This is a genomic window from Natronospirillum sp., assembly GCF_022565775.1.
Taxonomy (GTDB): Bacteria; Pseudomonadota; Gammaproteobacteria; order Pseudomonadales; family Natronospirillaceae; genus Natronospirillum.
Genome location: NZ_JAIUMC010000039.1, coordinates 16547 through 27644 on the forward strand (window position 1 = coordinate 16547; position 11098 = coordinate 27644).

Sequence of the window (11098 nt, forward strand, 5' to 3'; positions counted from 1 at the left end):
GGGACTGCAAAGAGACTGGAGCCGCGCCACCAAAGCGGTACTCTGCCTGCTGTACCCAACCGCCCGGATTGCAGATTGATATGCTTCGTTCCGTTTTCGGCCTGCTGCTGATCGTCAGTCTGAATGTCCTGCCCAATGCATCTCCCGTGCAGGCCGAAACGCCCTTGTCGGGCGAGGCGGCGATCATCGCTGCGCCACCACCGCTGCCGCGCTGGCACGATGTGATTCGCGACACGCCTTATTGGATCAGTCAGGGCATGCATGAAAACCTGAGTACCCTGCGCCTCTGGGTACTCAGTGAGCAGGGGTTCTGTGAGTCACCGGACCGCCACATTTTGTTTGATGTGCGCGCCACCTTCCTGGTCTGGCTGGAGAACGGCGAAGATACTGCAGCCACGCAACGCCTGCTCAACCAGCGTCGCGCTGCTCTTGCCGCCGAAGGTGTGGTGGACGCCTGGGTGCCGGGCCGCAATGGTGTGGCGGGCTACCCTTTCGCCCTGAGCTGCGACCAGCCGGATGCCCGCCTGCAGACGGCGCTTGAACGCTACACGGGTGAAGACCCGGAAACCCGCTTCTGGGGGGCCTGGGACGGCATCCAGGTAGGCAGTGAAGAGAACCGGGTATCCCTGCATGAGGCGGTCGATATCGTCTATCGTGAACGTCTTGAGCAAGGCAGAATCAATCTCCCAGAGGAAGTGCTGAGTACGCTGGCCGGCAAGATCCTGATCGAAAGCGGAGGGCTGCGTAACGCTCATTCGTCGGCCAACGCACGCGGCATCATGCAATTGTCGCCCGCTGCGCTGGGTGACTGCGAAATCCCGCAACGCTTTTACTTCCACCGACTGGCACAAATAGACTGTGCCCTGCGTTTGCTGGAACAGAATCACCGCAATCTCGAGCCGGCGTTTCTGGACACCTTTGGTCATCTGCCCGAAGACAAGGCAGAGGCCTTGTACAGCCTGTTGCTTCTGCAGGCGTATCATGGCGGTGTCGGCCGCATCAGAGCCCTGATGACCGATGACGACCTGCGCGGAGCCGCCGACTACTTTGCCCGTCATCATGAGAACTTTACCGCCGGCGACATTGCCCTGGGCATGGTCTTCCACAACCTGGGGCGCAACTACCTGGGCACCGCGTCCATGTATTACCTGGTGGATGTGTCGATCGCCACCCGCGCGGCCTGTGCTTCGCTTGACGAACTGGCCGGCTGCGAAGAACTCTGAACCCCGGGTGCCGACACTTGATCAACCAGATAGAGTATTGACTGGTAGGGAATGCCCGAGTGCTCGCTGAGGCCAATCTCGCAGGTTCTGCTGTTGGAGAAGCCGCGCTGACAGCCTTTCACCTCGCTGGCCAGGTCCTGCAACGAAGAGGCATTGAGCTCGGGCACCTGAAAGCCCTTGTCGCCGGCGAAACCGCAACAGGTCACCGAGGGCGGCAGCACTGCCTCACGGGCACAGGCCCGCGCCAGCCCGACCAGGGCGTCACCCTGGCCCAGTCGGGTGGTGGAGCAGGTCACATGCAGCGCCACCCTCTCGTCAACCGGGCTCAGCGTCAGCCGGGACAGCGCTTCCTGATAGATAAAGGACGCGGGTTCCATGATCCGAAGGCCGGAGTCATGGGCCTCCAGCAGTGTCTGCACGCACGGGCTGGTATCGCAAAGTATCGGCAGTCGACCGTTTTCCGACGCCAGACGCAGCGCATCGAGGGCTTCTTCCCGCTTGCCCTGCGCCACCTCGAACAGCCCCTTGGACTTGAACGGCATGCCACAGCAAAGGCTGTCCACCAGCGGTGGTATGATGACGTCATACTCGGCCTTGTCGAGTATCGACAGCAATACATCCTGCACCGGACGCGACTCAGGATCGCCGGGCGCCGGTCCGATCACCCGGGTCACACAGGCGGGCAGATAGACCACCGCCGGTCGGCCACTGCGCTTGATCGTCTGTGAGCGGGCCAGCAGACGCTGGCCGGAGGTGCCGGCACGACCCATGGCCGGCGACCAGCGGCCGACAGCACCACCAGTGGCCTTGTTGACCACGGCGGCTCCCGCAGCCACAGCGCCATTGCCCAGCAGCGCACGACCAAATCCGGCCATGCGCAGGCCCACTCGCATACCGCGGGTGACGCCGGAAAAATGCAGGCTGATCTGCTGTGCCGCTGCGTTCTTGTTCTGGTTTTGCTCGCTGCGAATCGCTCGTACCAGGTCGCCGGTGTTGATGTCCACCGGGCAGCGCAGTTCACAGAGCCCGTCGGCCGCACAGGTATCCAGACCCTGGTACTGATAGTCGTCGCGCAGTCTCTTCAGGCGCTCCGGGTCTTCACCCGTGCTGTCGAGGCGGCTCATTTCACGCCACAGTACAATGCGCTGACGCGGCGTCAGGCTGAGGCGGCGTGACGGACACACTGCCTCGCAGAACCCGCATTCGATGCATTTGTCGATCAGCTCATGGGCGGCCGGAATCGGCTTGATGTTTTCCACATGCAGGCGCTTGTTGTCGGACAGGATGACATCCGGGTTGAGCAGATTGAGCGGATCAAACAGCTTTTTCAGCGTTTTCATCAGGGCATAGGCATCACTGCCCCATTCCATCTCGACAAACGGCGCCATGTTGCGCCCGGTGCCATGCTCAGCCTTGAGCGAGCCGCCGTAACGCACCGCGACCAGTTCCGCCACCTCCTGCATCAGGCCATCATAGCGCTCGACATCCGCGTCGGTTTCGAAGCTCTGCGGAAAAACGAAGTGCAGATTGCCTTCAAGCGCATGACCGAGCACGGTGGCATCGTGATAGCCATACTTCTGCAGCAGCGCCTGTACGCCCAGCACACCGTCAGCCAGATGCTCCATCGGAAAAGCGACGTCTTCGATCAGGCAGGTGGTACCGATCACGCGCTGGGCGCCGATGGCCGGGAATATACCCTTGCGGATCTTCCAGTAAAGCTCATAGGTTGCCGGGTCCTGCGTGAACTGCACCGGCGACAGCAGTCTGGCGCTGCCCAGGGCCTCGGTAACAGCACGGACGCCGGACGCTACTTCGGCATCGTCCTCACCGCGCACATCAATCAGCAAGGCGCAAGCGTCGTCCGGCAGTTGCTGCAGCTCCGGGGGCATGCCCGGCCGGTCAGCGACCGAGCGCAGTGAATTGCGGTCCAGCAGCTCCACGGCGGCAACCGGTACAGACTGCTCCTTGAGCGCGCGCGTGGCCTCACAGGCTGCCCGTATATCCTCGAAATAGACCAGCGCCGCTGCCTTGTGAGCATGATCGGGCACGGTGTTGTAGGTGATCTCGCTGATAAAGGCGAGTGTGCCCTCCGAACCGATCAGCAGGTGTTTCAGGATATCCACCGGCTCGGCATAGTCGACCAGGGCATTGAGGCTGTAGCCGGTGGTGTTCTTGAGCCGGTACTTGTGACGTATTTTCTCGGCCAGGTCATGATTGCAACGCACCTGGGTACCCAGGTCTGCCAGACGCGCCAGCAGCTTGGCATGGGTGCGGGCAAAGCGGGCACGGGAGGCCGGATCGGCGGTATCCAGAAGAGTACCGTCAGCCATGACGACACGCATATGGCGCACCGTCTGATAGCTGTTCTGGGCGGTGCCACAACACATGCCCGAGGCATTGTTGGCGGCAATTCCGCCAATCATGCAGCTGCTGATCGAGGCCGGATCAGGACCGATCTTGCGCCCATAAGGTGCCAGCCATGCATTGGCCTGTGCGCCGATGACACCGGGCCCCAGCCTGATCGCCTGCCCGTCCTCGAGAATGTCATGATCATTCCAGCCATTGCCGAGCAGAATCAGCACCGAGTCGGTGACCGCCTGTCCGGACAGGGAAGTGCCTGCGGCGCGGAAGGTGACCGGAGTGCCCCACTCCCGACAGGCCTGCAGCACTCGGCTGACCTCTTCTTCCGTTTCTACACGCACTACGAGTTGCGGAATCAGTCGATAAAAACTGGCATCGGTGCCATAAGCCAGGGTGCGCAGCGGATCATGGATCAGGCGCTCGTCCGGCATGAAGGTCTGCAAAGTCTTGAGCAGTTGTTGATGAGGCCTGTTCATTGAGTAGACGAGCTCCCGGTCTGGCGGTTGTCTTCGAGAATCAGAGTCGGATCGAACCCCATCACAAGCGCGCCCCAGTGTTCACCATTGACGTGCAGGGGTAGCGATATGTCATTGAGTATTTCTCCGGTATCCCGGATGTAGGTTTGCAACAGGAACGGCCGGGTATTGCGCGCCCGCCGCTGCTCGGTATCGTTGTTGAAGTACTTGCGCAGATCGCGACTGTAGATCAGATCCTGTGCCGGGTCACCGGTTGGCGGCCGCGACACCTCGGAATGGTGTACCGCCAGATAGCCGTTGATATCGACAATGAGGCTGTAGGCCGTTCCCGGAAACAATTTTTTGCTGTCATCGATGGCCTGCTGGAAGGCTGCCTTGAATGCGTCGACATACAGCGTTGTGTATTGCTGCGGATCCGTGCCGGGCACGGGCTTGTAGTCCCGGTCGAAAACCGTTACTCCGTCTGCTTCCAGGCGGCTCAGTGCCTGTTCGAACCATTGCTTGAGCGTGCGCCGCTGCTCCAGTATTTCCTCCAACTGGCCGCTGCCGGTGCGATAGTCGGCGAGCAGCCCCAGTGTCTCCTCGGTGGCTTCGCGCAGGTTGGCCGAATAGTCGTCCGACTGCCGGATCTCTTCTGCCAGGTTGCGCCCGAGGCTCTGGATCTCACCGCTGCGCTGATGAATCTCTCGATTGGTCACACTGATCTCTTCTATGGACGACCCGATGGCCAACAGGTCATCGTGCGTGGTTTCAAGACCCTGCACCATCTGTGCAAACTGCTCGGCCGCCTCAGTGACCTGTTGACGCGTCTCGGCGTTGTGATCAAGCAGATCGGCGGTACCCTTTTCTGTCTGCTGTACCTGTTGTGCCATGGCGTCGATAATGTCCGCTATGTCCTTGGTGGCGCCAGCCACCTTCTCGGCCAGATCGCGCACCTCTTCGGCGACTACAGCAAAACCGCGTCCATGCTCTCCGGCTCGGGCCGCCTCGATGGCCGCATTGAGCGCCAGCAGGTTGGTGCGACTGGAAAATCCTTCGACCAGATCCAGTATGTCACGGATACGCGTGGAGCTGTCGTTCAGACCGGTGACGGTCTCCTTGAAGTCGTCAATCAGCGTTGTCGTGGTGCCGATCCGCTCTGCGACCTGGTTAAGCGACTGATTGCTGTCGCGCACCGTGTCCATGTTGCGCGAGTTCAACTCGGAAATGGTGGCCGTCCGCTGGGCGATATCATCCAGTGCCGTGCTGGTTTCACCGCTGCTGGCGACAATCAGCTCGGAAAATTCCTCCTGCCGATCTGCGCTGGCGTGCGCCTGCAGGGTCACCTTGCGCAGTCGGGCGGACTCGACAGCCACCCGCACACTGTGCACCCGCAGATAGCCCAATGTGGTGCGCAGATGGTCAACAAGCCCCACATGGCGCTGTTTCAACTGGTCATGGGGGAGGCGGTCGACCGCCACCTCCGGTGAAACGTCGGTCACGGCTGGCGCGTCTTTTTCCTCGCGTCCGCGCATGCGGTCAAACAATCCGCGCAGGCCACCTGTCTTCCATGAGGTGGTTTTCTGATGCATCGCCTGGTTGCTCATGATGCTCACCTCTTGCTGTCTGGACTGGTTATAGTTATTGGCGCACCAGAACGAGAAGTTCAGCTGGCCCATGTACCCCATAGGCCAGTGTCTGTTCAATATCTGCGGTTTTCGACGGCCCGGAAACCAGCAGGGCATTGGCCGGCATGGACCGGGCCCAGTCCTGGTCGCGCAGAACGTCCAGCCAATTGCTGTAAATTCGGTCGGCGTCCAGTACCGCGATATGGATGGGCGGCACCAGGCTCATCAACCGGGGTTGATCGGCATCCGGCCAGAGAATCAGGCTGCCGGTTTCGGCGATACCACCCAGGGTGGACGTCAGGGCCGCATCCACTTCACTGAAAAGGGTTGGTTTCCACGCCTCGATGGGCTGGTCATAATCCTTCAGTTCCGGCCCCAGGTTGCCCGCTGCGGCGGCCCAGCCAGCACGCAGTGTCTGACCCACTTCATGCTGACGCGGCGCCAGCAGCGTCTTGACTTCCCGCTGCAGCAGCCACCCGACCAGCGGGGTAAGCCAGTCTTCGCGCGGCACACGCAGCACCTCGCCGTGCACGGATTCGATCTGTTGCTGAAACAGGTCGAGCTTCTCCTCCGCCGACCACTGACGCCGGGTCAGCACAGAAAAATCGGGTGGTTCGGACTCGGGCACGGCTGCCTTGCGCTGACGCAAACGACCCAGGATCTGTTCACGGGCACTCATGCATCACCTCCATTGCGCCGCGCCATGCGGGCATGCAGGCTCTTCCCGGCCAGCACGGGCGCTGTTCTGTGCCGCGTCCAGGCGCCCAGCTTCCGTGGCTGCAAAAAGCGCAGTCGGTTGGCGACCGAAAGCCCCATCCGATACAGCGCCGGACGACTGTGTCCCCAGGCCCAGAGCCGCCAAATCAACGCTTCCAGGCGGCGGCGTTTGACGCCATGGCCGCGCACCACCGAGGGATGCAATCGGTCCCCATCCACAGCTTCCCGGCGCAGGCGCACCAGCAACTGGGGGATGGGGATCTTCACCGGGCAGACTTCGCCGCAGGCACCGCAGAGTGACGAGGCCGAAGGCAGGTCCTGCGTTTTTTCCAGCCCCTGGAGGTGGGGCATCAGTATCTTGCCAATCGGGCCTGGATAGGTGGTGCCATAGGCATGGCCACCCACCCGGGTATAGACCGGGCAATGGTTCATGCAGGCACCGCAGCGGATGCAACGCAGCGTCTCCAGCAACTCATCGTCCTGCCATATCTCCGAACGGCCATTGTCGACCAGTACCAGATGCACTTCACGTGGGCCATCGAGATGGCCCTCCGGTCGGGGGCCGGAGATCATGTTGAAATAGGTGGTGATGTGCTGCCCGGTTGCCGATCGGGTCAGCAGCGCCAGCAAAGGCGCCACGTCTTCCAGGCTGCCAACGACTTTCTCGATTCCGGTCACGGCGATATGCACTGGTGGCACTGTGGTGGTCAGGCGACCGTTGCCTTCATTCTCTACCAGACACAGCGTACCGGTATCGGCGACGGCAAAATTGACCCCGGATATACCGACATCCGCCTGCATGAATTTTTCCCGCAATTGCTGGCGGGCGGCGTTGGTCAGATAGGGCACATCCCGGCGCGGCTCGGTGCCGGTCTTTGCATGCATCAGATCGGAGATCTCACCGGTATTCTTGTGAATCGCCGGCATGATGATGTGCGATGGCGTTTCCTCGGCCAGCTGCACGATGTATTCGCCCAGGTCTGACTCCAGTGCCTCGATGCCGGCTTCTTCCAGGTGATGGTTCAGCTCCATCTCCTCCGACACCATCGACTTGCCCTTGATCACATGGCGCGCCTGGTGCTGCTGACACAGTTCAGTGATCACACGACAGGCTTCATCGCCATCGGTTGCCCAGTGCACCCGAATGCCGTTGCGCTCGCAGCTGGCTTCCAGTTGTTCCAGCAGATCCGGCAGGCGGCTCAGTGCCTGCTGGCGCACCGCGGCCCCCAGCGTCCGCAATTCTTCCAGTTCCCAGCCCTGGAATGCCGCCGTGCGTTTGTTCATCAGCCCGTCCATGGCATTGCGAAAATTGGCCCGAATCTGAGGGTTGGCCAGTGACTCACGGGCTCTGGTGTGGAAAGTCTGATCAACTGTCATTGGGACTTCTCCGGCTCAGCATGCGTGCGGTGCCAGAGGAAGCTGGCAATGTGCTCACCGGACAGTGACTGTTTTTCCTTCTCTGCATGGCCATTGATGTTCATCAGGCAGCCGCAATCGGTGGTGGCAAACTGCCGCGCGCCGGTCGCAGCGAGAGCCTTGACCTTGTCACTCACCATAGCGGCCGAGACCTGCTCATGGCGCACGGCAAAGGTGCCGCCAAAGCCACAGCACTCAGTGGCCCGTTCCGGCTCGACCAGTTCTACCTTGTCGAGCTGACGCAGCAATGCCGGCCCGGCATCAGCTACCCGCATTTCGCGACGGGCCGAGCAGGAGGTGTGCAGCGTCACCCGTATGGGCTCGCCCAGATCCTGCAGCTTTATGTGGCATACATGCAGCAGGAAGTCGGTAAGCTCCCAGACCCGCCCCGATACGGCAAGCGCCTGTTCGGCTTGAGCGGTGCCGGCAAACAGTGACGGATAGTGCTCGCGCATCATGCCGCCACAGGAACCGGAAGGCACCACGATGGGCCAGTCACCGGGGAACAGGTCAAGCTGGGCCTCGGCCACCTGCCGCGACTGATCATGGTAGCCCGACGTGTAGGCAGGCTGTCCGCAACAGGTCTGACCCTGCGGATAGATCACCTCGATGCCTTCACGCTCCAGCAACCGGATGCCGGCCATGCCGGCCTCCGGGTAGAACATGTCGATAAGACAGGTGCCGAAAAAGTACACCTTCTCCGGTTTGGCCGGATACAGCTTTGCCATTACCGTCTCCTATCGCCGGTAGACTTCGCTGGGCAGCCAGGTGGCCAGCGGTTCGTACCAGAAAATCAGCATCAGCGCGATCAACTGGAGCACGATATAGGGCGCCACGCCCTTGTAGATATCCGTGGTCACAATCCCGGGTGGACAGACGCCCTTGATGTAAAAGAGCGCAAAGCCTACGGGCGGCGTCAGGAAGGATGTCTGCAGACAGACTGCGAACAGGATTGCAAACCAGACCGGGTCGACCCCCAGGCTCAGCACTACTGGCGCCACCAGAGGCAACACAATCAGCGTGATTTCTACCCAGTCGAGGAAGAAACCCAGCAGGAAAGTCAGCAACAGAATGGTCAGCACAATCCCGGTCGTCTCGAACGGCAGTGACAGAATGGCATCGCGAATGACATCATCGCCACCCAGACTGCGCAGCACGGCTGCATAAATCGTCGCTCCGATGAAGATACCGAAAATAAAGGCCGTCGTCCGGCTGGTCTGATAAAGCGCTTCCTTGACGTTGGTCAGATTCAGTCGGCCGTATAGGAGTGCCAGCAAGGTTGCGCCCAATGCACCGATACCGGATGCCTCGGTCGTGGTCGCCACACCGGTAAAGATCGACCCGAGCACCAATACAATCAACGCCAGAGGCGGCACTACCGCCAATAGCACGTCCAGCAGAGTACGCAGGGTTACCGGCTCCCGATCGACCGGTGCCGGTGCCAGATCCGGCTTCAGTCGCGCCGCAATCACGATGTACAGGATGTACATGGTCGCCAGCATCAGGCCGGGAATCACCGCACCCATGAACAGACGACCAACAGACGCTGCGGGCGTGCCCAGCCGGTCAGCCATCAGGACCAGCATAATGCTCGGGGGCACCAGGATGCCCAGGGTGCCTACTGAGCAGGCGGTACCAACCGCCAGCGACTTGTCATATTTGGCTTTCAGCATGGGCCCGATGGACAACATGCCCAGCAGCACCACCGAGGCACCGATAATGCCGGTGGAGGCGGCCAGCATGACGCCCACGATGACCACAGTGATGGCATAACCACCGCGCAGCCCACCGAACAACTTGACCAGACTGCTCATCAGCTTTTCGGCAATACCCGACTTGTCGAGCATGATGCCCATGAAGATGAACATGGGCAGCGCCACCATCAGTTCATTGGCCACCACACCCCAGATACGGCGATCCAGCACGCCCATGGAGCCGCGCCAGTTGAACCAGAGGTCGGCATTGAAGGTATCCACCAGAATGTGACCGATAATGGCGAACAGCAGGCCAATGCCGGCCAGTGACCAGGCCACCGGAAAACCAATCAGCAAGGTCACCATGAAGGTGCAGAACATCAGTAATACAAGCAGTGTTTCCAGGGCCATGATCAAGCTCCTTCCGATCGGTTAGACAGAGACTCCCCGGCATTATGTTGATCACCGGCTTTCGTCTGATCGTTCGGTCCGCTCGGACCATCGTCATCGGGCCAAATAGCCCTGGGAAAATTGAACAAATAGGAAGAGCAACGCAGCACCCTGGATGCCAGCGCTATCATGAGCAGTGAGAATGCAATCGGCATCACACTTTTGAGCACAAATCGGTGGCGCAGCCCGCTGGCGGACTGGGAGCGCTCACCCGAAATAAAAGAGCGGTAGGCATAGGAAATGGTCTCTTCGGTAATAATGAAGAAGACCGGCAGAGCCAACAGCAGAATACCGAGCAGATCGATCCAACTGCGCGTTTTCAGGCTGAATCGCTCGCGCAGGAAATCGACCCGCACATGGTCATCGGTTACTACCGCATAGCTCAGTGACAGCAGCATGGCCGCACCGAAAAAGTGCCAGGACAACTCTTCCAGCGCTACGGAACCGCGGCCGAAGATAAACCGGTCAACCACATTGATGGTGATCACAGCGATGGTGGCCACCCAAAGCCAGGCGGCCAACTGTCCGATAAATCGAAGCGCGGCATCGACCGGACGGGAAATAATATTGGTCGGCAACTCCTGCCGGGCTTCCACAGCCCCGGGAACAATTGCCTGAACCATTTCTTCAGCCGTCCGTGCCTCTGACGGCCTGTTATGATTCTGTTCCGACATGTGAGGTCTCCTGGCCTGTTCGCACACAGACCCTGTACTGCTGACATTGAATCCAACGGTTAAGCCGGACGACCCTCTCGGGACGCCCGGCTTGCAGTTGCAGCGGCCGAGGGCCGCTTATGGCTGCCCAGTGCTTACTCGGCAATACCGCCGTAGTAAGAACGTGGCAGGTGGCCCTTGTCGTGCCATACACCATGGATCTGCATCCATTCACGCTGGCTTTCCAGAACCCGGGCAAACATCTCGTCACCCGCGGCAATCTCGTCCAGTGTTTCATTGGTCACTTCTTCGAGTTCCGCCAGGATCTCCGGCGACAGCACCTGCAGGTTCACACCCTCAGCTTCGAAGTCGAGCATGGCTTGCGGGTTTTCCCACTCGGACTCGGAGAAACCGAACAGGGTCGCTGAACGGCAGCCTACTTCAATTTGCGCACGGGTCAGGTCAGACAGGTCTTCCCAGGCTTCCGTGTTGACCAGCAGG

Annotated in this window: 8 protein-coding genes and 1 pseudogene; 1 reads left to right on the forward strand and 8 read right to left on the reverse strand. The window is 60.5% G+C overall.

Annotated elements, in window-relative coordinates:
* The first annotated feature begins 80 nt into the window (after positions 1–80).
* Complete coding sequence (locus LAT62_RS09120) at positions 81–1223, forward strand: transglycosylase SLT domain-containing protein (RefSeq protein WP_293382328.1); 1143 nt, start codon at positions 81–83, stop codon at positions 1221–1223.
* Here LAT62_RS09120 and LAT62_RS09125 read toward each other — a convergent pair.
* From LAT62_RS09125 to LAT62_RS09160, 8 genes and pseudogenes are all read right to left on the reverse strand, one after another.
* Positions 1145–4060, reverse strand: a complete 2916-nt coding sequence (locus LAT62_RS09125) for an FAD-binding and (Fe-S)-binding domain-containing protein (RefSeq protein ID WP_293382331.1) — start codon at positions 4058–4060, stop codon at positions 1145–1147. The two genes, LAT62_RS09120 and LAT62_RS09125, sit on opposite strands and share 79 nt — an antisense overlap.
* Positions 4057–5646, reverse strand: a complete 1590-nt coding sequence (locus tag LAT62_RS09130) for a methyl-accepting chemotaxis protein (RefSeq protein WP_293382334.1) — start codon at positions 5644–5646, stop codon at positions 4057–4059. Before LAT62_RS09130 ends, LAT62_RS09125 begins: the two co-directional genes overlap by 4 nt.
* Before the next feature lie 34 nt (positions 5647–5680).
* Positions 5681–6346 (reverse strand): LUD domain-containing protein, encoded by a 666-nt coding sequence (locus LAT62_RS09135; RefSeq protein ID WP_293382337.1) that lies wholly within the window; start codon positions 6344–6346, stop codon positions 5681–5683.
* Positions 6343–7761 carry a LutB/LldF family L-lactate oxidation iron-sulfur protein gene (locus LAT62_RS09140; protein WP_293382340.1) on the reverse strand — a complete coding sequence of 473 codons (1419 nt, stop codon included), beginning with the start codon at positions 7759–7761 and terminating at the stop codon, positions 6343–6345. The genes LAT62_RS09135 and LAT62_RS09140 overlap by 4 nt, the downstream gene beginning before the upstream one ends.
* A complete protein-coding gene (locus tag LAT62_RS09145) occupies positions 7758–8528 on the reverse strand; it encodes a (Fe-S)-binding protein (protein WP_293382342.1) in 771 nt (256 codons plus the stop codon). The genes LAT62_RS09140 and LAT62_RS09145 overlap by 4 nt, the downstream gene beginning before the upstream one ends.
* A 9-nt stretch (positions 8529–8537) precedes the next feature.
* A complete protein-coding gene (locus tag LAT62_RS09150; RefSeq protein ID WP_293382344.1) occupies positions 8538–9905 on the reverse strand; it encodes a TRAP transporter large permease subunit in 1368 nt (455 codons plus the stop codon).
* Positions 9906–9907: 2 nt separating this feature from the next.
* Positions 9908–10618, reverse strand: coding sequence for a TRAP transporter small permease subunit (locus LAT62_RS09155; protein ID WP_293382346.1), 711 nt, complete (start codon positions 10616–10618; stop codon positions 9908–9910).
* 134 nt (positions 10619–10752) lie between these two features.
* A pseudogene (locus LAT62_RS09160) lies at positions 10753–11098 on the reverse strand (C4-dicarboxylate ABC transporter); the annotation flags it as partial.

Bases quoted from the DNA above. Each gene is read 5' to 3' on its own strand.
- LAT62_RS09120 (WP_293382328.1), top strand. From the start codon at position 81: ATGCTTCGTTCCGTTTTCGGCCTGCTGCTGATCGTCAGTCTGAATGTC.
- LAT62_RS09125 (WP_293382331.1), bottom strand. From the start codon at position 4,060: ATGAACAGGCCTCATCAACAACTGCTCAAGACTTTGCAGACCTTCATG.
- LAT62_RS09130 (WP_293382334.1), bottom strand. From the start codon at position 5,646: ATGAGCAACCAGGCGATGCATCAGAAAACCACCTCATGGAAGACAGGT.
- LAT62_RS09135 (WP_293382337.1), bottom strand. From the start codon at position 6,346: ATGAGTGCCCGTGAACAGATCCTGGGTCGTTTGCGTCAGCGCAAGGCA.
- LAT62_RS09140 (WP_293382340.1), bottom strand. From the start codon at position 7,761: ATGACAGTTGATCAGACTTTCCACACCAGAGCCCGTGAGTCACTGGCC.
- LAT62_RS09145 (WP_293382342.1), bottom strand. From the start codon at position 8,528: ATGGCAAAGCTGTATCCGGCCAAACCGGAGAAGGTGTACTTTTTCGGC.
- LAT62_RS09150 (WP_293382344.1), bottom strand. From the start codon at position 9,905: ATGGCCCTGGAAACACTGCTTGTATTACTGATGTTCTGCACCTTCATG.
- LAT62_RS09155 (WP_293382346.1), bottom strand. From the start codon at position 10,618: ATGTCGGAACAGAATCATAACAGGCCGTCAGAGGCACGGACGGCTGAA.